Below are 24,793 nucleotides of genomic sequence, written 5' to 3'. Positions count from 1 at the left end.
GATTGAGGAAAATAACGATGATTGCAACACCTCAGTTTCCAGAAAAAATGACTGCTGCGGAATATCTCCAGTGGGAAGAACAGCAGGAACTTCGCTATGAATATATTGATGGTGAAGTTCTTGCAATGACCGGAGGTACTTTACCCCATAATGATATTGCACTCAATTTTTATAGCCTCTTGCGGCCCCATTTGAAGAAGCGAGGTTGCCGAGTAAATGTATCTGATGTGAAAGTGCAAGGGAAAGCAAATCGGCGTTATTTTTATCCGGATCTGGTAGTCAGTTGTCATCCTGAAGATCTCAAAGCGCGTAAATGGATTCAGTATCCGAAAGTAATTGTTGAAGTTTTATCGCCAAACACTTCAAGTTATGACAGCAAAACGAAGCTGAAATATTATCGACAAATGCCTAGCCTAGAAGAATATATTTTGCTTGATTCTGAGCATATTTATGTAGAACTTTATCAACGGCAAACGGGAGAAATGTGGGGTTATCGAGATTTCGGGGTTGACGATACGCTGGTGATTCCAAGTATTGAATTTAAGTGGGCAGTGGCAGATATTTATGCTGATGTAATTCTAACGGCAGAGAATAGTGAATAATTAGGCGATCGCATCGATCAATAAGTCACTATCAAGGGCATTCGATTGTCGAGCTTGATTAGCACGATGAATTCTCTGGTAGGTTTTTTCTAAGCTAACAAGTTCATCATTAATATGTCCTGCGACTTTCAAATAAGAAGAAATCATATTTCCTGGTGGTTCTTTAGAATGCTTTGGTAAACTTCTGATTTGACTGTGTTGATATCGACCAGATTGATTTCAATCTCGTCACTGAGGCTTTGTACTGTGTCCATAGCTAACAACGTTTCACTTGGCTCTAGTCCCCATGAAGCAATGTCAATATCTGACCACTGGGTAAATGTTTCTAAATCAAGAATTGAACCGAACAAAGCAACTTTAGAGGCATTAAATTTTTCTTTTAAGATTATTGCTGCTTGCTTGGCTAAATAAAGACTATTTTTCTGATGATTTTTGTTGAGTTCTGATTTTTTTTGTGACTTTTTCAACGCTGATTGATAGTAGAAATAGAGTCTTTCTTGGTCTTGTAATAATTCTTTGATGGTCATTGTTCTCATTATTCAATGTAAAATTAAGATGTTTTGTTTTTGCGGGCTTTTTTCTGTTTTGTACTTTGTAGGAGTGGTGTTATCAGTTTCTCAGAGGCCATTTATAAAGTAAATCTTTAGGATGTTAGCCGACGTAACATCAGACGACTCATGGAAGCATAAATCCCTGCCTCCGACACTTCTGATAATTGCTCATAGTCTTTACTAAGGCGACGATAATAATTCAACCAACCAAATGTACGTTCAACAATCCAACGCTTCGGGAGTACCATGAATTCTTTACTGTTTCTGCTAATCACTTCCACCTTTGCTTGCACCATTAACCAAAGACTTAAGGCAAAGCGTCCTCCTCGATATCCAGCATCTACCCACATCAACCGCAATCGCTTCAACATCTGCTGTTGCTGCTCCCTTAGCTCCATCACTGCAGCAAGGGCAAAGGTTCGTTCTGAGCTATTTCCCTCGGAGACCATCACTTTGTAAAGTAACCCTAAACTATCGACTAGCAAGTTTCTCCGTCTTCCTTTGACCTGTTTCCCGCCATCGAAGCCATAGACATCGCCCTTTTTTCTGTTGTCTTGACCGATTGGCTATCGGCAATCAGGACGCTAGGTTCTGGGGTTTTCCCCACTGCTTGACGGCAGCGAGTCCGCAAAGCATGGTTGATGTTTTCCCAAACTCCCTGCCTCTGCCATTTGCGATAGTAGTAGTACACCGTGGAGGAGGGAGGAAAGTCCTTGGGCAGATAGGCCCATTGACAACCGGTTTTGAGGAGATAGAAAATCCCATTGCAGACCTGTCGCATATCAGTAGTACGTGGATGACCGCCGGACTTTGGAGCAGGAATCAAGGGTTCTAGTAAAGCCCATTCTGCATCGGTCAGGTCACTGGGGTAAGAAGCTTGAGACATTGGTGCTATTCTCCTGTGTCGTTACGCTTATGCTTGACCTTAACGACTTCACGGGCAACAATCCTGTTCTCTTTATCTTTACTTTATAAACACCCTCTCATATTCGTTAAATAAAAATTCGATGCGGTTGAGTTCGCTGGTAAAAGCTTGGGGACGGTAACAAAGATCCACTGCTTTATCGAGTTTTTGGTGAGCTTTCATCAGGTCGGGGGGCATAGTAAGCGGATCGTAAAGATCGGCAAGGCTACTATCGGGATATTTATCTCTGGTGTCTAACACTAACTGCGCTGCTTTTTCGACTGTTTGTTTTTGTTTCTCGGTTACGTCCTGTGGAAAAGGAAAATTGTTATAGACAATAGTATTAGAATAACGGTAATCATTTTTGATTCTTCCACATACATACTTCACCCAAGTCATGTGCATTTCTGAAGTCAAAATACCGAAGAGATTTAAATCAGCATTTGGAATACAGTTACAACTATCAGCAACAATGTTATTTACTGAGAAAAAACCAATTGGAATATATTTACGGTTTTCAGAAGAGTGACGAGGAATCAAAATATAATCAGTATTTGGTTGTCTGTTTTCTGTGAATAATGTTGGAAAATCAGCCCACTTTACAGTTGCTTGCTTTGTACTTGAGAGTCGCATAGCTTTAACTGCATTCACCCTTTCTAGGAGTATAGGCAAGTTTTTAAGTTCATTAGGCTGGATGTCAACTAACCAAAAACACCAGCGGCTTTTATTTTTAATAAATTCACTAGCTGAGATAAAAGGCTTAACGAATTTTTCACCAGCAGGTTCTTGCTTTAGATAAGTTTCTTTTTCATTATTGGACATTAGTAAGTTTCCACCGTCGGCAGGTTTACTCCCATAAACCATTTCAGAAACGTGACTAATTGGCTGGGAAAGCTTTTGACAATATAAATCACCACCTTCTGTTAAATAAGGAGTAATATTACGGGCATTTTTTTGGACTGGTTCGCCCTTGATATCTACATAGTCAAAAATTCTTTTGCTTTTTATGTTTTCTATTCCAAAGCCAATGATTACACAATGAACAGCAGCTTTTCCTTTAGCTTCGTTTGTCCATGAAAAAGTTCGATGAGCGAAATGTATTTTTATTTTGTATGAGTTAAACAGAACATTCCACAAATCTCCTACTTGTTCACCTTGAGAAATCGAATTGGTACTTACAAAAGCAACTTTGATAGTTGTATCTTGAATCAACTCTGCTGCATTGACATACCATGCCGTAACATAATCCAGAGTTTTACAACCTTTTGAGCCTTTAAAAACCAATTCCATATCAGATTTTTGCTCTTTGGATTGTAGATGCTTACCCACAAAAGGCGGATTACCGAGAATATAATTTAGCTTTTCCTTTGGGATCACTTCTTCCCAATCAAGCCGTAACGCATTCCCATTCACAATTCTGGCAGCCTTCTTTAGCGGCAACCGGACAAAATACTGCCCAAACTCATTACTCACTTTGATATTCATCTGATGATCGATGAGCCACATTGCCACCTCTGCCACCCGCGCCGGAAACTCATCATATTCAATGCCCCCAAACTGATCCACATCCACCTTCAGGAACAAACGAATATCAATAAACCCCTCCTCCTTCTTGTAAAGCTCTTTGAGGATCAATAACTCTAGATCTCGCAATTCCCGATAAGAAATGATCAAAAAATTTCCACAGCCACAAGCCGGATCAAGAAAATGTAATTCCCCAAGCTCATCATGGAGCCGCTTTAACGCCGTTGGACTGCCTTTTGCTTTTTTAAATTTCTCGTGCAACTCATCCAAAAACAAAGGCTTAATCACCTTTTGAATATTTTTCTCAGACGTGTAATGCGCCCCCAAATTTCGTCGAGTCTGCTGATCCATCGCCGCTTGGAACATTGACCCAAAAATGGCCGGAGAAATTTTCCCCCAATTAAATCCACAAGCTTCTAATAACATTTCTCGCATTTTGCGATCAAAAGCCGCAGGCGCTAACTGCTCTTCAAATAACTTGCCATTCACATAGGGAAACTGCCCTAAACTCTCATCCAGATTTTTTAACCGCTTCTCCGGTGGCGTATTCAACACATGGAAAATATGCCCCAAGTGCATCGCCAAATCACTACCATCTTCTTTGGTATGAATATCGAGATATTCCTCAAAAATTCCCTTTTCAAAAATGCCTGTGTCATCTGCAAATAAACAAAATAACAACCTCACTAAGTAAACTTCTAGATCATGACCCGTATAACCAATCTCCCTGAGACGGTCATGCAGCTTACCCATCAACTCCGCCGCGTGAATATTAACCGGATCTTCATCCTTATAGGTTCGCTGCTCATATCCCGCAATAAAATCAAACAGATGAACATAATTGACGAAATCTTTTAGGAGAAATTCATGGGTCTGATCCGTTTCGAGGTCATAAAGCCGGAATTGAGCGAAATTCGACACCAAAATATATCGAGGTAACTCATGTTCCTTTAACCCCGGAAAATAGTCTTTTGCCTGTTCAAACGCCTTATCTAAACTTTTTCCCCGCGATTTATGCTCAACAAGGATATTTCCCTTCCATAACAGGTCAATAGAACCTTTCTTATTCCCTAATTTGTTAACTGACTTCTCAAATGTTGCGATTCGCTTACGAGAAATGCCAAATACCTGAAAAAAATCATTCCAAAACGATTGTGCTTCTGATTTTTCTGACTCCTCAAATTCCCACTCCTTCGAGAAGGCGATCGCCCGACTTTTGATTTCATTCCAACTTAAAGGCATTATTTCTCGATATCCTCAAAAAGTATCGCTAAAGAGGCATTTATTCACTAACTTAGCCCAACTCTGGAAAACATCGTCAGAATTGTAGACAAATTAACAAAAAATCCTCCAGAAATTTGGAGGATCAAGAATTTTGCAGTTGAATGATTACTAAAGGACGCGGAGAATACTCGGCACTTCCTTGATTGCCTCTAGGCCTTCAATTTCTCGCATGGCTTCCCGGAAATTCGCCTCATGGACATCATGGGTCACGACGACGATCTCAGCGCAATCATCCTGAAGACCAATCTGAACAACTGATTCCAAGCTCACTTGGTGCTGCCCAAAGCAAGTCCCCAGATCGCCGATCACACCGGGCAAATCCCGCGATAAAAAGCGCGCATAAAAACGAGTTTTTAGGGTATCAATGGGTAAAATTTTGCTGTAATGCTCGTGGGTGCAGCCCAGGAGGGGGTTGAGTTTCTGGATCACTTGGTCAGAATGCAACAGACCCACCACATGAACAATGTCAGAAACTACGGCGCTGGCCGTTGCCCCAGCCCCAGCCCCAGGGCCATAGAACATTACCTGGCCGAGGGGTTCCCCTTCCACGAGGATCGCATTAAAGACACCATTGACGCTGGCGATGGGATGATCTTCTGGCACCAAAGTCGGGTGAACGCGCAACTGTAGGGCATCTTCTTCGAGGTCTGGTCGTTCGGCGATCGCCAATAATTTGATCACAAAACCGAGCTTTTTCGCAAAACTGATATCTGCCGCACTAATGGAACGAATCCCTTCGCAGTAGACATCTTCCCGATTAATTCTGCCGCCAAAAGCCAAGGAAGCAAGAATTGCAATTTTGTCCGCCGCGTCGCCCCCATCCACATCGGCACTGGGATCGGCTTCGGCATAACCCAATTTTTGGGCTTCCGCTAATACTTCCCCAAAGTCCGCTCCGTGCTGGGCCATCTGGGTGAGGATATAGTTGGTGGTGCCATTGATAATGCCAATGACACGGGTAATGCGGTTCACTCCTAAAGATTGCTTGAGGGGTTTAATGATCGGAATGCCACCGCCCACCGCCGCCTCGAGAAGCACATAGACCCCCGCTTGGTTCGCTGCGGTGTAAATTTCTTCGCCATATTTGGCAATCACTGCTTTGTTGGCCGTGACCACATGTTTCCCATTGGCGATCGCCGCCAGGATGAGAGTCCGCGCTGGCTCCAGGCCGCCCAACAACTCAACCACCACCTGAATCTCTGGATCTTTGACGATGGCCTCTAGATCAGTGGTTAGGCAACCCGCTGGTAAATCAATGTTGCGGGGCTTGTCTAGGGAGCGCACCCCTGCCCGTTTCAAAACCACTTCCCCCAACAGCGGGTGGCGGCCTTGGGGCGACAGCAAAATTTCTGCGGTGCCCGTGCCAACCGTTCCTAAGCCAAGTAAACCAATTCCGATAGCCACAATGTTTTCTCTAGTGCAACATCAAGATAATGTTTCCATTATCCCCCATTACCTGATCTCCCAACTTAGGGATCAACTACTTCCGATGGTGAATTTCTAAAATATAGGGATAATATTGCCGTTGTCCCCGGGAGCCAACCCAGACTTGATACAGTCCTTTTTGCCATTCGCCGCGAATTGCCGGATTTTGACCCACCGCATCGTCATTGCACCATACACCACCGGGGCCTTTGACCACGAGCACCGTATCTCCGGCACTTTCAACGCTCAGTTCTAAATCATTAAAAAATGTCATGAGGCTGAGGCGATGGTCGGCATGGTTATCGATAAAGCCAACACAAGACCCCGTGGGAGTATCCTCGATTCCTAAAAATTCTGCGGCGGGTTCACTTCCCCCACTGACCCCCCGTAATAGCTGGGGATTGGGGGCAAAATTAGGGCGCAACTGGAGATTTTCAAAAATGGCTTGTTTTGGTAACGGTTGGGCCATCACCGGGGCGATCGCCAGTCCCATCCCCCAAGCCCCCGTTAACGCCAATAAGCACCGTCGCCACATATCGAATATCCTTTTTTGATTCCAGCATTACCTCGCTAGACGTGGATCAAAAGCCTGGGGTTCCAACGGCTCGCCCCTTCAATCCACCTAACGCAATAGCATCACCAATAGACCCTGCTGACCCAAGAGTACCTCCCGCAGGAGGGTGACGATCCCGACCCAAATCACCGGAGAAATATCAATGCCTCCCAGGGGCGGCACCAGCTTTCTGGTCGGGGCCAAAAGCGGTTCCGTCGGCAATACCACCAAGCTAAAGGGCAGTTTCGTTAATTCCGCCTGGGGATACCAAGTGAGCACAATGCGGAAAATAAAAAATAAAGTCATCGCGCCCAACAGCAGATTGAGCCCCAAACTTGTCACAGCTAACCAAGACATCGCATTCACCAAAAATTCATTGCGTTAAGACTTAATTTAACTTAACTGCGACCTTGATTTTTACCGAACCCATTGAAAATGGGGGCAACGACCTGGGATTTTCAGAAACTGCATCAGTCTGCCTGGGTGCCCACTATAAATTATTATTGGCGGTTTGTTTTGACCATTGCCCTTAAAACCAAAGCACATAACCCAAAGGGCCATGGCAAGTACCACAAGCCAATGATCAACAAACAAAATTTAAGGACAAAAGCCGTGAAAAAGTTGATTCTCCCTGCCTTCTTCCTCTGTGCCCTCAGCCTCGGTGGCTGCGGTATGGTTCAGGAAATAATTTTTGAAAAAGCGATTGAAGCTGGCTCCGGCGAAAAAGTCGATATCGATATGTCCAAAGAATCCGTCGATATCAAAACCAACGAAGGGAATCTGTCTGTCAGCAGCGGCGACAATGTCAAACTCCCCGACACCTTCCCCAAGGACATTTATTTCGATAAAAATGCGGAAATTAGAATGGCGATGGATTTACCGGAAGGGGTTTCTGTCACCTTTGTTACTAATGAAAGTGTAGCCGCTGTCAAGGACAAATACACCGCAGAAATGGCCAAAAACGGTTGGACTCAAGAAATGACCATGGACGTCAACGGGCAATCGATGTTTGGCTTTCAAAAGCAAGAGCGCGCTTCCCAAATCATGATCTACGCAGACCAAGACCAGACTTTGGTGCAAGTCATCGCGAAGAAGTAAGGGCACTTCCCCAATCGTCGCTTATGGGGGTTGCCCTCAAGGTTAGAGACTATTTGCGATCGCCCCTAGGGCAACATGTGCTGCTGGATAAAGTTTGTATCGACATCGGCCTCCAAAAAAGCCGGGTGATTCAAAATCTTTTGGTGGAAGCTAATGGTGGTCGATACTCCAGTAATCGCACATTCTCGGAGTGCCCGCTTCATGCGGCGAATGGCGGTATCTCGGTCTGGCCCCCAAACGATTAATTTACCGATCAAAGAATCGTAGTAAGGAGAAATTTCATAGTCGGTGTAAACGTGGGAATCCATCCGTACCCCAGGGCCACCGGGGGGAAGGTAACCACTGATTTTGCCTGGGGTCGGTCGGAAATCATGGTCGGGATCCTCGGCGTTAATCCGGCACTCGATGGCATGACCAGTTAAGTTCACTTGATTTTGATTCAAACTGAGGCGATCGCCTTGGGCAACTTTAATTTGTTCGGCGATCAAATCTAGTCCCGTCACCATCTCTGTGACCGGGTGTTCCACCTGAATGCGGGTATTCATCTCCATAAAGTAGAAATCCCCATTTTTATCTACGAGGAATTCCACCGTTCCCGCCCCGACATAATCAATGGATTTAGCCGCTTTGACCGCTGCTTTCCCCATTTTGTCCCGCAGTCTGGGGGTGAGGATCGCGCTGGGCGCTTCTTCGAGGAGTTTTTGGTGCCGTCGCTGGATCGAACAATCCCGTTCGCCGAGGTGAATCACATTGCCGTACTGATCCGCGAGGATCTGAAATTCAATGTGGCGGGGCCGTTCAATAAATTTTTCGATGTAAACGCCGCCATTCCCAAAGGCTGCTTCTGCTTCCCCCTGGGCCGCTCGGTACAAACGGGGTAACTCCTCAGCGCTGGGCACAAGGCGCATCCCCCGGCCGCCACCACCCGCCGTGGCTTTGATCATCACAGGATAGCCAATTTGTTGGGCGATTTCTAGGGCTTGTTCTTCGGAGGCCACCAACCCAGCACTACCGGGTACGGTGGGGACTTTTGCCGCCTGCATCGTTTTTTTGGCAGTGGATTTGTCCCCCATGGCGATCATTGCTTCTGGGGAAGGGCCAATGAAGGTGATTTGGTGGTCGGCACAAATTTCTGCAAACTTGGCATTTTCGGCGAGGAAACCGTAGCCTGGGTGGATTGCGTCGGCGTTACTGCTGAGGGCCGCAGCGATAATATTGGGAATGTTGAGATAGCTTTTGCTGCTCTGGGGCGGGCCAATGCAAATGCTCTCATCGGCGAGCTGAACGTGGAGGGCTTGGCGATCTACGGTGGAGTGGACGGCAACTGTGGCAATGCCGAGCTCCTGACAGGTGTGGATAATGCGTAGGGCAACTTCTCCGCGATTGGCGATGAGAATCTTTGAAAACTGCATGGTGTTCCGTTGGCGTTTGCGTCCCCAGTGTGATGGGTAGCCAACATTATCATGGTAAGGGGTATCCCTCGGCAAGCGGCGATCGCCCCGGAACAGACTTTCACGATTCCCCTAAAACAAGCCCTGGCGAAATTCGTCATTTTCACCCCGGTCATCTGTTTGGTAACGGGATGGGGGGCGATCGCTACTCCAGGCCCACCAAACGGTGCCACATTGACATTCATAAAACTCCTGCCAGCGGCGACGGTGCAGCGCATCGGTCACGGGAGCATAGCGATTTAACCAAGCCCGTTTCGCATCATGGGGGAGCGCTTCACAGCTAGGACAATGGAAACTGAGGGCATGACTGGCATTTTTGATCCACTCAGGCGGATAGGGGCTAAAGGCATCCATAGGCACGGACAAAGGAGAAACTTGCCTACCATGGTAGCGACTTCCCTGGGAATTGTTAGGAACCTCGGTTTAGGCTTTTGGGACAAACTTCCCAGGTGGGCTCTCGGTTAAACCTCAAAACGTCTTTGCCCAGCACCCATCAGGCACGGATAAACTCGTAGAGATCGATGTATTCATTGCCGGGGTTGTTCCAGGAATAGTCATATTTCATTCCCTGGATTTGCAGCTTCCGGAACTCTTCTGGGTACACGGTGTATAAACCAATGGCCCGTTCCATGGCGGATTCGAGGGCATGGTTATCCGTTTGGTAAAAGACATAACCATTGCGTTCTTCGGGGGGATGTTTATCATCATGATCCCGGTCAAACACGGTACTCACGAGGCCACCGACACCACGGACAATGGGCACCACACCATACTTCAGGGCAATGAGTTGGGTCAGGCCACAGGGTTCGTAGTTACTGGGGACGACAAGCATATCAGCCCCGGCATAGATCATGTGGGACAGTTCGGCGTTGAAGCCCAGCTCGATGTGACAGTTGGGGTTGTCGTTGAGGTGGAATTTCTCGTGCCAGAACCAGGAGTTGATCGAGCCTTCGGTGGCGGAACCAAGCAGGACAAATTGGGCTCCCCGATTCAAGGCATAGTACATGGCATGGTGAACGAGATGAACGCCTTTTTGGTCATCGAGACGGCCAATGTAGGCGATGATCGGTCGGTCATTGTCTTCAAGTAATAGGCGATCGCGTAGGGCTTTTTTGTTTTTCGCTTTATTTTCGAGGCTATCCCAACTGTATTGCAGCTCGATATTGTGGTCTACTTCTGGGTTCCAAGTGCTGTAATCGATGCCGTTGAGAATTCCCTTGAACTTGTCTTGGTGGAGATGGAGGGTATGGCTCAGACCACAACCAATATCGGTGTAGTGGGCTTCCCAGGCGTGGTGGGGAGAAACGGTCGTCACCGCATTGGCATAGACGATGCCCCCTTTCATGCAATTTAAGGCAAAGGGATTAAAGTTATCCCGGAGGCGATCGTAGTGGAAATAGTAGCCTTCGTTATTGAGACCCGTCGCCCATAAGACGTCAGCGCCCGCAATACCCTGATGTTTAAAGTTGTGGATGGTGTAGCACACCCGCTGATTCCACAGGCCATGCCACTTGTACATTTCAAAGAGCATCACCGGAACGAGACCGGTTTGCCAGTCATGGCAGTGGATAATATCGGGACGTTTGTTGGATTTTTGTAAAAATTCGAGGGCCGCCTTGCTAAAGAAGGCAAAGCGCATGTGGTCGTCTAAGGCTCCATAAAAAAAGCCCCGACTGAAAAAGTTATCACCGGAGTGGGGTTCGATAAAGAAACATTGTTGGCCATGGACCCAGCCATAGAAAACGGTGCAGTGGATCGCACCGCCAAACCAGGGTACCCAAAGATCCCGATAGGCTTCGTGCATCCCCCAAATGTGGTCGTAACGGAGACAATCATATTTGGGCAAAATGATTTCGACACAATGACCGCGCAGACTAAGCTCGCGACTGAGTCCGTAAACCACATCTCCAAGTCCACCTACCTTCGCGACGGGGGCGCATTCCGAAGCAATCTGGACGATGTACATAGGGACTCCTTATGTTTCTGAAAGAATGGGAAATTCGTAAAATTTTTTCAAAGATAAAGCATCTGTCTGTGAGCGGCAACTATACGGAGGCGGAAGTTTGATTAGGATTCTTGAGGTTTGTTTGCTCCATTGTTTTAGGAACAAAATATTTGGCGATCGCCGTTGGGCCTGCCCGGATCAGTGGGATGATCGGGAAAATAGACTGCTGTTGGGGGCTGTTTTGGCAGCAATTTTTAGTCCCCCTAATCCCATCAATTTCAGACAAAAATGCAAGATCAACAACAGGTGATTCACAAAGCGCAGCCCTGGCACGGCAAGGTGGGCTTAATTTACGGGCAACGCCAGGGCAAGACGGAAATGCAACGCTGTTTTACCCAAGCGCCGTTTCGCATCCAGCGGCCTTTTTATCCGGAAGGAAATCGAGTGTGTCACACGGTCTTGCTCCACACGGCAGGGGGCATTGTCGGCGGCGATCGCCTATCTCTGGATCTCGAACTACATCCCAAAAGTCATGTTTTCCTCACAACGGCGGCGGCCAACAAAATTTATCGTACTAACGGGGAAACGGCGCAGCAGGACGGCATTATTCACCAAGCACCGGGCAGCATTTTGGAATATTTTCCCCAGGAAATGATTATTTTCGATGGGGCAGAATATCATCAGAGCTTGCGGGTCAATCTGGCTCCCGGTGCGGTGTGGTGTGGCTGGGAAGTTCTTCGGTTTGGGCGCACGGCCCGGGGCGAAAAATTCATCTCTGGTAACTGGCGGGGGCTGACAGAAATTTGGCAAGATGATGAACTGCTCTGGGGCGATCGCCAATGGCTACCGGGAAATCCAGAAGTCTTTGCTGCCTGGAATGGTCTCAATAATCAGCCGGTGGTGGGAAGCCTGGCTTTGGTGGGTTTAGAGATTAGCGAGGCCCAAATTACGGAATTGCGACAAACCATGGCCACCATTCAGCAGGGCTTGGGCGGGATCACACAATTACCCAAAGGCGTGCTCTGTCGCTACCGGGGCCACTCCAGCACGGAAGTAAAACGCTGGTTTATCTCCCTTTGGCAAAATTGGCGATCGCTCTATTCCCCGCAACTACCAACCCTGTCCCGCGTCTGGCAGACCTATTGACCAACATTCTCCCCTTGAGGGGAGTTAGAGGGGGGTCCCTTGAGGGAGTTAAGGCTGGCGACTGTAGGGAAAAGGCCGATCCCGTTCGATGAGGTGCGCCTGCATCCCCAATCGTTTTGCTGCTTCGTAATCTTCCAGGCGACTGTCGCCGATGTGGAGCGCTTCTTCTGGTTGACAATCATGTTTAGCGAGGGCTGCCTGGAAAATTTTGGGGTCTGGTTTCGCCGCCCCGGTTAGAGAAGAAATAGTCACACTCTGGAAATAGGGGGCTAATTCTAAGGCGTCTAAAACTTGTAACAAGCGGGAGTCGAAATTGGAGATCAAACCCAATTCAATGCCCTGGGTGTGCCAAGTCTGCACCGAAGCCAAGGTTTCTGTGAAAATAAACCAGGGTTCTGCCGTCGCAAAATGCTGGTACAAATCCGTAAAAAAAGCGCGAAAATCGGGAAACTGTTCAATCACCCCGGCAGCAGTAAACGTTTCCTGGGCGATCGCCTCCCACCAAAGAAATTCCTGTTTCGGGATCAAATCAGCATCAATATTCGGAAAGGCAGGGGCTGGTTTACGCTTAAAAGATTGACGAAACCCTTGTTCCAGACGATCTGGATCGGCGCTGACACCGTGGCGTTGGGCGATTTTCCCGTAGGTGGCCCCGACCCCGTCCTTGACCCCGAAGAGGGTTCCGACCGCATCAAAAAAAATGACCTTCGGCTGTGTTTCCATTATTTTTTACTTTGCTGACTGAGCCAATAATTTTGCAAGGGGTTGCACAAGCCAATTTAGACCAACCTGTACTTGGTGTTCCCAGGTGGGCAAACGATAGAGGTAGACCAAACGACGGGCTACATGGGCGAGATTACCTTCGAGTTCAATGCCTAAACCGCTGAGGGTGGCATTGTTTTCGCCGAGGGTCAGCATTTCGCCGAGATTGAAAAAGTTAAATGGCAGAAGTGGCTTATTGGCAATGAGGCCCCGCAAATTCCAGGCGCACACATCGGCCTGTTGAATGGCAACTTGGGCTGTCATCGGCAGATCATCGGTTCCCTGGGCCACGTCACCGAGGGCAAAGATTTCAGGTTGATCGCTAATTTGCAACTGGGAATTAACTTGCAATTTTCCATTATCAGCATGGGGAAGAGTTAACTCTCGAATCCAAGGGGCGATCGCCGTTCCGCCAGTCCACAAAACCAGGTCTACCGGAATCGTATCGATTTCCCCCTTGTAACGGAGGCTGAGGCTATCGGTGGTAACTTCCGTGACTTCCGTGGCGTAGTCTATCCAAATTCCTCGTTCTTCTAGGGCGTCCTTGGCGGCCAGTTGGTTGAATTTAGGTGCATTTTTCAGGATTTCATCGCCGCGATCAATGATCCGCAACCGACCGCGATCGCCCAAGCGATCTGCCAATTTACAGGCCAATTCCACACCACTGTAGCCGCCGCCCACGATGGCAATGCGAATTTTTTCGGCCGTGCTGGTTTCTAAAACCCGTAGGTTTTCCTTTAGCCGCAGGGCATCCTGGAGGGTTTTAAAGGGAATCGCATGGTCTTTTACCCCAGGAATATCAAGGGTTTTGTTGGTGCCCCCAGCCGCAATCACCAGGTAGTCGTAGGGAATTTGGCGATCGCCACAGATCACTTGTTTCTGGGTCGGGTCAACGGTTTGCACCTGGGTTTGGATAAACTTTACCGGGCCATGGCGCAATAGATCCGTGTAGGAGGGGGCCACTTCCCAAGGCTGCATCTCCTCGGTGATCAGTTCATACAGCAGTGGACTGAAGACAAAATGATCCTGCTGGTCGAGTAATGTAATTTCTGGATAATGGTTGGCTTCCCAGGGAAATTGCAACAGACGCAGGGCTGTGTACAGTCCGGCAAAACCGCCGCCGATAATGACGATGTGGGGCTGACTCATGGGAAAAGAGGATGATGGCGTGCAACGTTTAACTATTGTGCCTTAATTTCCCAAGGGGGGTAGGCCCACTGCGGCAATAAAAAACCGCCACTGGGTGAGGACGGTCTAGCTTGATAAGCAATCGGAGGGTATTGCTAACCTAGCGCGGGGATCACTGGGGAAATGTAATCTTTTTAACTTCTTTAGGTTTTTTCCCGTCTATTTTGGGTGCAATGATGCCCATAATCTCCAATAGTGATGCACACGGAGGAGACTCAAGCACAACTAAAATCAAGCTGATCAAAAAGTAGTAAAAAAGAACTTTAGTAATGGATAAGAAGCAAAATCATGTTCCAATACTCCTTTGATTTCTGTCTGTCAAGCAGTCACACCCTACAGAATAGACAAAAGAATTTTAGGACAAAATATGTAATTGGAACTCTTGATTCAGTCTTGTTGCCGCTCGATATACTCTGCTTAAAAGCCCTACCTATCATGATTTTTTTTAGCAGCAATCACCAATAACAAACCAAACTCAAGAAGACAAAAATACTATGCCTCAGAAGCTTCAATCACTTTCCTATTAAATTCATCACGATCTTTAAAGGTAGTAAAAATACGATCCATCTTTGTTAGCTCAAAAATCATACTTACTTGGTCTGTCAACGAGCATAAGTATAATTTTTTATTTTCGGCACGAACTACTTTCAGAATAGCGACCAACGCACCGATACTTGAGCTATTCATAAACTCAATTTGATTTAAGTCAAGCAAAATACCATCTATTTCTCCCCTTAATAGATCAATTATCTGCAATCTCAGTTCATTTGTATTGGGGCCATCTAATATCCCCTGAGGTTCAAGAATCACAAATTCCTTAGACATGAGCTTTTCTCCAAATGCAAATAACGATGACTTACTTGTCTCCTAAAACAAGCTATTGCTCTTCTGGCTGCCAGTAAGCAGCTCTGATAATACTCCACAAAAGACCTAAATGGTATACACACCATACGGCATTAATGAAGTAAGTCAATTCAGAAAGTCCATCATAGAATAATAACTGAAATCCTCCCCAGATCAAGGCCATTATTGTTGCCAAAAAGAAAAATATTTGAACCGGAATTAGACTGAAGTATATACCAGACTGGCGTTGTTTTGGGGTGACTTCAAACTTAATCGATGTTCCAGTAAAAACGCTCAAAACAGCCTGTATCTGCAAAGGGAAAAGACCGATCATATATTGTTCATTACGCCAAAGCTCACGCCATGATATTCCCCAAGCGGAAATCCATAATGTTATTCGATTTAACATATATGCTGGAATAAAATGCCACGCAAAATCAACTCCAAAGGAGCCCACTGGAATTAGTCCTGTCCCCAAAGAAATTAGCGGACAAGATAATAAAATCAAAACAAAAAAACCGGAAAAATAACTGTACATAGTTTGGAAATATTGAATACGTTGTCCAAAACTTAAACCAGTTTTAAATAAAGGATTATCTCGAAGTAAGACTTGAATTGTGCCCTGAGCCCATCGTAGTTTTTGCTGCAACGTAGATCGCAGATCATCTGGAGCCAAACCTTCTGCAAGAATTTCATTATGATAAATAGATCTCCACCCTGTCGCATGTAAACGCATCGCTGTATTCATATCTTCAGTAATACTAATGCTAGACAAAGCCCCAATCATTTCAAATTCTTCTAATTTATTTTCATTACTAATATAATCATCAGAAAAATGTTGCAGCCCCATTTGAACCAAGGCTTCTCGTCTTAGAACAGCATTTGTTCCCGTGTAAAAAGCTGCATTCATGCCGTCTTTTCCCTGTTGGATAGGGCCATAAAAAAAGTGGGCATTATGACCAAAAGGATCATCACTGGGAAGATTTGAAAAAGCTTGAGGCGTCTGTACAAAAGCGACATGATTTAATTCATAACAGCCATTTTCTATATTGAATCTATAAAAATGTGGAATTACTCTTTGTAAAAAATTTGGTTTAGGGATATGATCAGCATCCAGAGTGAGAATCAATTGGCCATTGGTTTCTCCAGAAAAAATTGCATGATTTATGTTGCCAGCTTTGGCATGATGGGGACGACCTTTTGGTTTTTGACGAGCAATGTAGCGACATCTGGGGAGATCGATCAGTTGCTGCGTATACCTATTAACTTCGTCTTCTAATTCTTTGATTTTTTTCTCATAAACATCAATTATACTTTGAGAGTTTGTGGAATCACTCAATATCAACTGTTTAAGGCCTTGAAGATAATTTTGATACTTTTCTTTTTCGTCTTGGGCATCAACAGGAGAAATTTCTTTGACGACAATCAAACAATTTTGTTCATCGTCAGTGCGAATATAGAAGAATTGATCTGCCAATTGATAAATAATAGAAATGCCTCGCCCATGTTCAGCGTCCTCTTCGACATCATTGAGATCTTTTAGATGGCTTTCTAAATCAAAAAAATCACCTTTATCCCAAATTCTAAGAACAAAAGCATAATTGAAAATCGCAATTTCTAAAGTAATTGACTGCTCTTGAGGTGAATTTTTATGGGCATGGACAATAGCATTATCTAACCCCTCTCCGAGGATTGTTTGACAAATTATCCAGTCTCGATCTGAAATTGTATTTGGACGAAGATCATTAAGCCAATCAAGGACATTCTTCAATTCTTGGTGATCGCTAGGAATAATCAAGCGATAGCTATTAATAAATCCTTCTATCTCGACTAGATCTTTTTTAATAGCATTCAATTGAGCAATATGCGATTGACGTAAATATTTTTGTATTTGAATTGTTTCTGCTATTTCTTGTAGGGCCGGCCGCTGTAAATCTTGAAGACAGAGCTTTTCAGCCATTGCTCTCATTTCGGGAGAATTACCATCGTCTAAAATATAGACTCGGAGTTTTTCCAATGGATAGTCCATTGATAGTGCTGCCTGAGCCGTTGTGTAGACCATTTCACTCGGCTCATTGTAACAGGTAATAAAAACATCAACTGAGGGGAAATTTTTTGATAAAAACTGCGGCTTGAGAGCAGATAAGTTTTTATTATTACGCTCAATCGGTCGCCATATAGAATAGAAAAAGAGTATTCCTCCAAGAAACATATAGGTCTCTGCACAAACGAGAGGTATGGCAAACCATAATGCCTGAGGATTTAATGACTCTGTCCAACGCCAATACAAATACCAAGCACCTATAATCAGATTGATTAAAATCATATAGCGCATTAACAATGTATGCTTTCGGAGTGTGACTCGTTTGTTTTTAAATGAGGGGACTAGTTCCAACATGGTTGATAAATAAAATGAATAAAAACAAGCTTGCCAAGAAGTTAAATCAAAGAAAAATAAATTCGATTTAGTCTAGTGCCCAAGTTCAATTACATATTGTTTTGACTCAAAAAAATAGTGTTTTATGAGACAAGTCGATTGTATTTTTGAATTGATTTTTTTGTAGAATGTATTCTTTTCTTAAACACTGCATTTCTCTTGCATGACCTCCATAAAACCTTGCCCTAAGATTATTAATAACAAGAAAATTTTCTAGTAAGAAGAACGATTTTCATGAAAAATAGCCAATTAAATTTTGACTTGATCTTTTCTAGATAGATCATTTGCTTACTCATTTAGTTAGTATGTATTAGCAGTGATTTTATTGCCTATGGCTTTCCTTAGACAAGTCACACTCAAATTGAGTTTATATTACATCCAAAAAAACAGTTTATAATCTCTGTTAAGAAAAATATTTATAAATCATTTTGTCTATCTTCACTATGTTACTGAATATTGACAGCAATACCACCCCGATTGAAGTACCAATCCAGAGGGAAGAACGAGAGATAAAAAAGGTTTGGTATCTAGCGGCACCGCAAAATTTAAACCCTAGTTTACGAGAAACATCTACATCCTCTGAAGATGTAACGGAAGATTTACAGACTATTTTTGAGACTTCTTCTACAGACAATGAAGAACAACAGACAAAAAATCTAACATCTTTTTGGGATTTGGAATCAGTCACCATAGATTTTCGCTACTTTACCACCAATTTTGAGCAGGATAATCTTTTAATTCAACCCAGCATTACTGGTACTTTACCTAATGGCGATCGCCTGAGTTTGACAAGTGGCTTTAATCGATTCCAGCAACCAGAGATTGATTCGATCCAAAATATTCCTTTACAGTTTGATTGGGAAGGAAAAATTGCTGGTTTAGAGAGTGCTATTGGGACTGGAATTGATTGGTTTGATCGCGTTACGCCAGCTCTTAGTTTTCGGGCTAATAGCCGTGTGAATATCGGTGAACGAGCCAGTTTGTCTTTTTTTGTCGAACATGCTCCCTATAAATTTAATGCAAAAACCGTTGAAAATGAAATCACAAATTGGCGTTATGGCCCCAATCTATTCTGGCAAATTTCTCCAGATACAAGTTTTTTTAGTTTGGTTCGTTGGGGTCGTTACAGTGATGGCAATCATGAACAACAATCCTTTAGTCGATTAGAACATACTAGCGGTGAATTTCAGCTAGCAGCGAATCTTTTTAACTGGCGTTATCGCGAAGATAAAGAAATAGAAAGTGGCTATTTTTCACCAGAAGATTTTCTTGTTATCAATGGTGAATTGATTTGGAATAAAAATATTTTTTCCTGGCTGGATTGTAATTTGTCCGCATCTGTTGGCCAGCAACGCCTCCAAGGACAATGGGATTTTGTATATGGCTATGGTGGTCGCTGTACCACAACACTTGCTGAAGATATTTTCTGGGATCTAGATTATCGTTTTAGTAATGTTTTAGGAGACAACAGTAACAGTCGATATAATAGCGAAACATGGAGAACAATATTGCGGGTACAGCTTTGATTTTTTAACTAATGATTTCTGAGATTTTGAGACACGAAAAAAGAAGATTCTACTTAACAAATAGAAATAAAAATGAGACGTTTATAGTTAGTCATTTACATTAGTTTTGAGATCCCAATATTGGCGATTTCCAGTCCCTTTAAGTTCGATGCGAGGAAAGCTCCGACTGGGGAGTCCTAAGCCATGGCGATCGCCATTTTTGATTTCCTGCCACCAGCGACTTTCTAGATTTTGATGGGGTCGGATAATCGGTTGTTGAGCCATGTATTTATAGAGCAAAGCCTGCAAGATCAAGCTATTTGTACCGCTGGTCAGTCCGAGGCTAGGCTGTCCGCTCTCTTCGTACAAACCTTCGTAATAGCCTAGGTTTGGATCGTATAGGTCTAACGTTGCTTGCCATAGGGTTTTCCCATAGTCATCATCTGGAAACAATGCATGGTAAGCAGAGGCGATCGCCGTACTGACAACACGGCCTTGTGGTACCAGGTTTCCCCCGTCATCCACTGCGGCCCAAGGCTTCCCATTATTAATGACCGTACTGTGGATCACATAGGGGGGTTCCTGAATTAGCGTGGTTCCCGATGCGCTCAACTTCCCCGTCTCTCCATAGCGTTTTGCCTCTGCTCGATAGATACTGTCAATAAAATTACGACTTTGGGGGTCAAAACCAAATTCCAAACCATAAAGCAGAAAGGGATTCGTGATAGTGCTGGCTCTCTTCTGTTGTTGACCCTGGTTTACTTGAGAGCGCGCCACGGGAATTTTTTCCCCAGCAACCGTTTGGGTTACATAATCATCCCCAATGGCAGAACGATGGACATCAAAACCCCAAAGCTGAAATCCTCGCGCAGCATATTCTTCATAACCAAACAGGTGAGCTGGCTGAACTTGGAGACGCTGTTGTCTGCCCCGGTTATTTTTCTCCACACTGATATTCGCAACTTGGCCATCGCGCACAACCCGTAGATACGACCAATCTAAAACTACCTGATCGACTGCCTCTTGATATTCCGGGTGGCAAGTTTTTAAAACATGAAGAGAGGTCAAAAGCCGACCCAGATCTAAGCCAGACCAACCATTGTTGCTGTGGTTACCACCATAGTCGATGGGTTTCAGGGTCAAAGTATCATAGGCGCGGTAGGGCAACTCCGCCCCAAATAGCTCCATTTCTTGCAAGGCACCGAGAAAGTGGCGCACGCGCTGATCAAAGGTTTCTGGGGAAATTATATTAAGGGTACGGGCCGCATGGAGTGCAGCCAAATAATCTCCCATTCCCCACGCGGTTATGCCTTCTAAATCGCTTCGATCTGGCACCAGACCTGTTTTTCGATGGTTGGTTTCAAAATATTGCCAGGCGATTTCTGCGTAACGACGATCGGTAGGATTTACTTCCTCGCCTGGGGTGGGACAATTACTGGATTTCACTGAGCGGACGGGGGCGAGCACCGCCACATCAATTTCCTCAGCTTGGGGTGCGCAACTAACCGTAGCACTATTGATAGATGGCGCAATGGGAGCAACTGAAACCCTTGGCGCAGAGGAGCTAGGGACTGAGCTTTGCCCCTCAACCATCGGTTTAAAATCTCTTGCTTTGTAATAGAGAATTTCAAGGATCAACCCATTGGTATTTCCCGTTAAAATATCGTTGAGGGGTGGCTGCGGATCATAGAGGCCCGACTCATAAATCCCCGCATAGTAACCTCTACCGGAATTTGTGCTGTCTTTGATATGGTCAAAAACTTTCTGGGCATAGGCATCGTCTGGATAAATGTAACGCCAACCAAATGCCGACTTTGAACTGAGGGTACGCAGTTCTGGATATGATTCGTTGTTTTCTGTGATTACAGCCCAGGGCTGACCATTGGCATAAACCGTGTTGTAAAGAAAGTGGGGGGCTTGATTAATGTTGTCTTCTGAGACAGAGGTCAGCAGTCCCGTCTCTTCATAACGACGTTTCTGCGCTTCAAATACCCGACGAGCATGGTCTGCTCGTTCTCCCTGTAAGCCAAATTCGATGGCATCTAAAATGTAGGCTTCGCTGACAACATAGTTATTAGCATTGGTCTCAAAGTAATCGCGGGTATCAACCGGAATTTGTACGCCATAAATATCGACAAATTCAAAAGGTTCGTGGGCGATCGCCGCTGGCACCTCAAATCCCCAGAAGGAATAGCCCCGGGCCGCATATTCCTCATAGCCAAGACGTCCCTCCTGTACCTTGAGAGTCGAGCCGTCGGGTAAAACCATCGCACCATAGAGGCTGCCATTTTCAACGGACTCAGCAACATTCCAACTTGAGACAATGCCGGACACCCAGTCTGAATATTGAGGATGGCACATCTGGATAATATGAAAAGCAGCAAGGAGACGGCCCATATCGAGGGCAGACCAGCCAATGCCTCGTTCAATGGGATTATTGCCATAGTCTACGATCTCTTTAGTTGCGCTGTTATAGACTTTATTGGGCAGGGTATCTTCAAAGAGTGGCAGTTCGGCGAGGCTCGTCAAAAACTGATTTAACCGACTATCAAAGTCCCCTTGGTTAATCAGCCCCATTCCCCGGGCCGCATTCATGGCCATTAGGTAATTGCCTAAATCCCACATCGTACTAGCCGGGAAACTCCCAGCAGCATTCGATAATCCAGTACTGGGTTGTACATTATCGACAAAGTATTTCCAGGCAGACTGGGCATATTTTTGCTCTTCGGGAGTCAGAGGCGCGGCGATCGCACCACACATTTCTGGAGCGGGTTGTGCTTTCACCAGTGACGTTGGCATAAAATTCAGCCCATAGGATAAGAAAAGACCTAAAACCAAACAAGCGAGAAGACCCTTCGCTCTGCGAATCATGTAAGAAAAAGACATGCGTTCTTATTCAAGTAACAGAAAGGAAATATTAGTCACACCTAGATTGAAGCTGACCGAAGAATGAAGATGAAGAACAATCACCCTGGAGAATGACCGTAGAAATAACTTGGTGATTAAAAGTCGAACTCGGTTGGGGCGGGATTTTTCTACTTAAATATTCCAAGAGAATAACCAGTCCAACACCAGATAGCACACCCACTACCACAGTACCTATGACAAGTACTGTCGGAGGAGCTTCAAAATTTTCATCATCCATACGCCTGAAAGAGTTGAGTCCTCCCTAGATGTCAAGCAATGCTTAAAAATAATTAATATTTTAATGGTTTACCATTATTTACTGACTTTTAATTAGAATGATAGTATAACAAGATTTTAGTTTCTCAAACATTCTGATTAATAAAGTCATAGAATGCTAATCAAACTATTCTTTGTGGAGTTGAGTTCGATGAAATAAATATTAATTGTTTTTGCCTACTTTTTGTTGATAATCGCGATAATGCCACCGGCAAGAATACTAAATTTTAAGAAAAAAATAGCCTTTAGACATTTCTTGATTAAGTCAACAAAATATTTGCACTTCTTTTTTATATTATCCACTAAGTTCTGTTAAATATAAAATGCAATCAACCGCCGAAATTCTTCTTATTGATGATGATTCTCTATCCAGAAAACTAGTTAAACATATTTTAATCAAAGCGAATTATCGAGTGATTGAAGCAGAAAATGGCGAGCAAGGTGTTGCACTTTTTCAAGAGCGATCACCAGCCTTGGTTTTAGTAGATGCTTTGATGCCAGAGCTTGATGGCTTTGATTTTTGTCAAATCATTAGAGAATCACCACAAGGCAAGGATACTCCCATAATGATGTTGACTTCCCTTGGGGACAATCAATCTATCGACAAAGCATTTCAAATAGGTGTAAGCGATTTTATTACAAAACCTATTCGCACTTCGGTATTGCTTGGCCGGATTCAACATATGTTAAAGCTAGTTGATACGATACAAGCACTACGCGACAGCAAAGCAGTATATCAGACACTTGTCAGCAGCCTTCAAGAAGTTCTCTTTCACCTTACTCCGGAAGGAAATATTACTTTTGTAAATCCGGCTTGGTATAAAATTATGGGCTATCAATCAAATGAAACAATCGGTCGGAACTTCTTCGATTTTCTTCATCCCAAAGAAAAAAATCATAATAAAACAAAGCTTCAAAAAGTACTAGAAAATAGTAATATAAGGTCTTATAAAACTCGTTTTATTACAAAGTCAGGGGAAGTTCGTTGGGTGAATATTCAGGTTTCTGGAAAAGTTGAAAAACAATCACCAGAATCATCTGGGATAGCTGGAAGATTATACGATATTACTAAAGATTTTTACAATGAAAACTATCGTCAATTAGAACATATAATCAATAAAATAATTTCTCGCTCTGATAGCATTGATTTAACCATTCAATACATATTACAAGCAATTAGTGGGAATTTGGGATTTTCGCTTGCAGAGTTTTGGTTATTAGATCCTCAAAAACAAGAATTAAAAAGAACCGTTCGCTGGCATTCAAAACAATACAAAATCAAAAATTCAAGCGATGTGCCAAACTCTTTTTATCTAGAAGATTGGATGGAGAGTGTTTATGATATTACATCTCACATCAGTGAACTTCAGTCCCAACAAGAAATCATTAAAATTGAGAGTGATTCTCAATCTTGTCAGACTATTTCATTTAAATCTGTTCAAAGCTGCATTCTCAACCAAAGTCAAGAAACACTAGGTCTGATGGTTTTTTTTAATGCCAAGCAACAGAAAAACAATAATGTTTTTTCCAGAGATTTAGAGGTTTTAGGAAAACAAATTGGACAATATCTTAAAAGAAAGCAAGTAGAAAAAGAGTTGCAACAAAAAAATAATTTACTACAATTTGAACTCAACCAAGCAGCACGTTATGTAGAGTCACTCTTACCCCATAGAACCATTAGTTTAACCCATTTTTCAGTACGAATTGAAACACTTTTTAAACCTTCCAATGCCCTTGGTGGAGATATTTTTGATTATGCATGGCTTGATCCAGAGAACCTGATGTTTTATGTCTTAGATGTTTCAGGACATGGGATTAAATCCTCATTACTTTCGGTATCAATTTTGAATATCTTACGCCAACAAAATTATACAAATATGGATTTATATGAGCCTAGAATTGTTTTAGATAGCCTAAATCAATTATTTCAAATCAGTGAGAGTGGTGAAGATTATTTTACTATCTGGTATGGAGTTTTGAATACAGAGTCTAATATTTTAAAATATGCTTCAGCGGGCCATCCTGAGGCTTTGCTTCTGACTCCAAATAAACAGACGGTAGACTATGAAATTCAAGGGCTTAATTCGGGCAATATTGCTGTGGGGTTATTTTCTGACTTTCCCTTTGTTTCGGCTGAAATTAAAGTCCCGAAGAAAAGTCGACTCTTTCTTTTTAGCGATGGCACCTATGAATTTTTTATCAATGAAAACAAAAACATATTTGGGCTACAAAACTGGCGTCAGTTAATCTTGTCCTATGCTCGATCACATTCATCACCCGATTTGCAATTTCTTTTTCAACAAATCAACCATCTCAATTATGACTACGAGTTGGAGGATGATTGTTCAATCATGGAAATAATATTTTAATCAAAAATATCTCATGTATTTAA

At 44.0% G+C, this 24,793-nt stretch carries 19 protein-coding genes; 5 read left to right on the top strand and 14 right to left on the bottom strand.

Annotated features, from left to right (window positions below):
• Positions 1 to 17: 17 nt before the first annotated feature.
• Complete coding sequence (locus AWQ23_RS10690) at positions 18 to 602, top strand: Uma2 family endonuclease (RefSeq protein WP_062435239.1); 585 nt, start codon at positions 18 to 20, stop codon at positions 600 to 602.
• Positions 603 to 745: 143 nt separating this feature from the next.
• Here the strand turns inward: AWQ23_RS10690 and AWQ23_RS10685 are convergent, their stop codons facing one another.
• The 6 genes from AWQ23_RS10685 to AWQ23_RS10655 all read right to left on the bottom strand — a co-directional run bounded on the left by AWQ23_RS10685 (position 746) and on the right by AWQ23_RS10655 (position 7,200).
• The gene (locus AWQ23_RS10685) at positions 746 to 1,129 is read right to left on the bottom strand and encodes a nucleotidyltransferase family protein (protein WP_062435238.1); all 384 of its coding nucleotides are present in this window, start codon (positions 1,127 to 1,129) and stop codon (positions 746 to 748) included.
• Between the two features lie 116 nt (positions 1,130 to 1,245).
• Positions 1,246 to 2,039, bottom strand: a protein-coding gene (locus tag AWQ23_RS15855) for an IS5 family transposase (RefSeq protein ID WP_157072193.1) whose coding sequence is annotated in 2 segments (ribosomal slippage) — positions 1,246 to 1,703 and positions 1,703 to 2,039 — 795 coding nt in all. Because the reading frame shifts where the segments join, the coding sequence is not laid out codon by codon here.
• A 78-nt stretch (positions 2,040 to 2,117) separates the two neighbouring features.
• The gene (locus AWQ23_RS10670; RefSeq protein WP_062435236.1) at positions 2,118 to 4,823 is read right to left on the bottom strand and encodes a DNA methyltransferase; all 2,706 of its coding nucleotides are present in this window, start codon (positions 4,821 to 4,823) and stop codon (positions 2,118 to 2,120) included.
• A 150-nt stretch (positions 4,824 to 4,973) separates the two neighbouring features.
• Positions 4,974 to 6,269, bottom strand: a complete 1,296-nt coding sequence (locus tag AWQ23_RS10665) for a homoserine dehydrogenase (RefSeq protein ID WP_062435233.1) — start codon at positions 6,267 to 6,269, stop codon at positions 4,974 to 4,976.
• 76 nt (positions 6,270 to 6,345) lie between these two features.
• A complete protein-coding gene (locus AWQ23_RS10660; RefSeq protein WP_041443575.1) occupies positions 6,346 to 6,825 on the bottom strand; it encodes a hypothetical protein in 480 nt (159 codons plus the stop codon).
• 87 nt (positions 6,826 to 6,912) lie between these two features.
• Positions 6,913 to 7,200 (bottom strand): YggT family protein, encoded by a 288-nt coding sequence (locus AWQ23_RS10655; RefSeq protein ID WP_012307731.1) that lies wholly within the window; start codon positions 7,198 to 7,200, stop codon positions 6,913 to 6,915.
• Positions 7,201 to 7,455: 255 nt separating this feature from the next.
• On the opposite strand from AWQ23_RS10655, the gene AWQ23_RS10650 reads away from it, so the two are divergent.
• A complete protein-coding gene (locus AWQ23_RS10650; protein WP_030006630.1) occupies positions 7,456 to 7,941 on the top strand; it encodes a hypothetical protein in 486 nt (161 codons plus the stop codon).
• Between the two features lie 65 nt (positions 7,942 to 8,006).
• On the opposite strand, the gene accC is transcribed toward AWQ23_RS10650, so the two are convergent.
• From accC to glgA, 3 genes are all read right to left on the bottom strand, one after another.
• Positions 8,007 to 9,353 (bottom strand): acetyl-CoA carboxylase biotin carboxylase subunit, encoded by a 1,347-nt coding sequence (accC, locus tag AWQ23_RS10645; RefSeq protein WP_062435228.1) that lies wholly within the window; start codon positions 9,351 to 9,353, stop codon positions 8,007 to 8,009.
• Positions 9,354 to 9,464: 111 nt separating this feature from the next.
• The gene (locus AWQ23_RS10640) at positions 9,465 to 9,746 is read right to left on the bottom strand and encodes a hypothetical protein (RefSeq protein ID WP_030006632.1); all 282 of its coding nucleotides are present in this window, start codon (positions 9,744 to 9,746) and stop codon (positions 9,465 to 9,467) included.
• A gap of 139 nt (positions 9,747 to 9,885) precedes the next feature.
• Positions 9,886 to 11,358 carry a glycogen synthase GlgA gene (glgA, locus tag AWQ23_RS10635; RefSeq protein ID WP_062435226.1) on the bottom strand — a complete coding sequence of 491 codons (1,473 nt, stop codon included), beginning with the start codon at positions 11,356 to 11,358 and terminating at the stop codon, positions 9,886 to 9,888.
• Between the two features lie 267 nt (positions 11,359 to 11,625).
• Between glgA and AWQ23_RS10625 the strand changes: the two genes are divergently transcribed.
• On the top strand, positions 11,626 to 12,483 hold the full coding sequence (locus tag AWQ23_RS10625) for an urease accessory protein UreD (RefSeq protein WP_062435221.1): 858 nt from the start codon (positions 11,626 to 11,628) through the stop codon (positions 12,481 to 12,483).
• A gap of 48 nt (positions 12,484 to 12,531) precedes the next feature.
• Here AWQ23_RS10625 and AWQ23_RS10620 read toward each other — a convergent pair whose 3' ends face one another.
• The 4 genes from AWQ23_RS10620 to AWQ23_RS10605 form a co-directional block, all read right to left on the bottom strand.
• Positions 12,532 to 13,206 carry an HAD-IA family hydrolase gene (locus tag AWQ23_RS10620; RefSeq protein ID WP_062435218.1) on the bottom strand — a complete coding sequence of 225 codons (675 nt, stop codon included), beginning with the start codon at positions 13,204 to 13,206 and terminating at the stop codon, positions 12,532 to 12,534.
• A gap of 6 nt (positions 13,207 to 13,212) precedes the next feature.
• Positions 13,213 to 14,394 (bottom strand): NAD(P)/FAD-dependent oxidoreductase, encoded by a 1,182-nt coding sequence (locus tag AWQ23_RS10615; protein WP_062435215.1) that lies wholly within the window; start codon positions 14,392 to 14,394, stop codon positions 13,213 to 13,215.
• Between the two features lie 531 nt (positions 14,395 to 14,925).
• Entirely contained in the window at positions 14,926 to 15,258 is a 333-nt protein-coding gene (locus AWQ23_RS10610; protein WP_030006637.1) for an STAS domain-containing protein, read from the bottom strand.
• A gap of 52 nt (positions 15,259 to 15,310) precedes the next feature.
• The gene (locus AWQ23_RS10605) at positions 15,311 to 17,611 is read right to left on the bottom strand and encodes a glycosyltransferase family 2 protein (RefSeq protein ID WP_232308895.1); all 2,301 of its coding nucleotides are present in this window, start codon (positions 17,609 to 17,611) and stop codon (positions 15,311 to 15,313) included.
• Between the two features lie 545 nt (positions 17,612 to 18,156).
• Between AWQ23_RS10605 and AWQ23_RS10600 the strand changes: the two genes are divergently transcribed.
• Positions 18,157 to 19,239 carry a hypothetical protein gene (locus tag AWQ23_RS10600; RefSeq protein ID WP_232308894.1) on the top strand — a complete coding sequence of 361 codons (1,083 nt, stop codon included), beginning with the start codon at positions 18,157 to 18,159 and terminating at the stop codon, positions 19,237 to 19,239.
• Between the two features lie 87 nt (positions 19,240 to 19,326).
• Here AWQ23_RS10600 and AWQ23_RS10595 read toward each other — a convergent pair whose 3' ends face one another.
• Positions 19,327 to 22,002, bottom strand: coding sequence for a DUF3131 domain-containing protein (locus AWQ23_RS10595; protein ID WP_232308893.1), 2,676 nt, complete (start codon positions 22,000 to 22,002; stop codon positions 19,327 to 19,329).
• A 722-nt stretch (positions 22,003 to 22,724) separates the two neighbouring features.
• Here AWQ23_RS10595 and AWQ23_RS10590 point away from each other — a divergent pair.
• On the top strand, positions 22,725 to 24,770 hold the full coding sequence (locus tag AWQ23_RS10590) for a SpoIIE family protein phosphatase (RefSeq protein ID WP_062435205.1): 2,046 nt from the start codon (positions 22,725 to 22,727) through the stop codon (positions 24,768 to 24,770).
• The last annotated feature ends 23 nt before the right edge of the window (positions 24,771 to 24,793 follow it).

Origin of the sequence: Picosynechococcus sp. PCC 73109 (assembly GCF_001521855.1) — a bacterium.
Lineage (GTDB): Bacteria > Cyanobacteriota > Cyanobacteriia > Cyanobacteriales > MRBY01 > MRBY01.
This window is presented reverse-complemented; position numbering and strand designations above follow the sequence as displayed.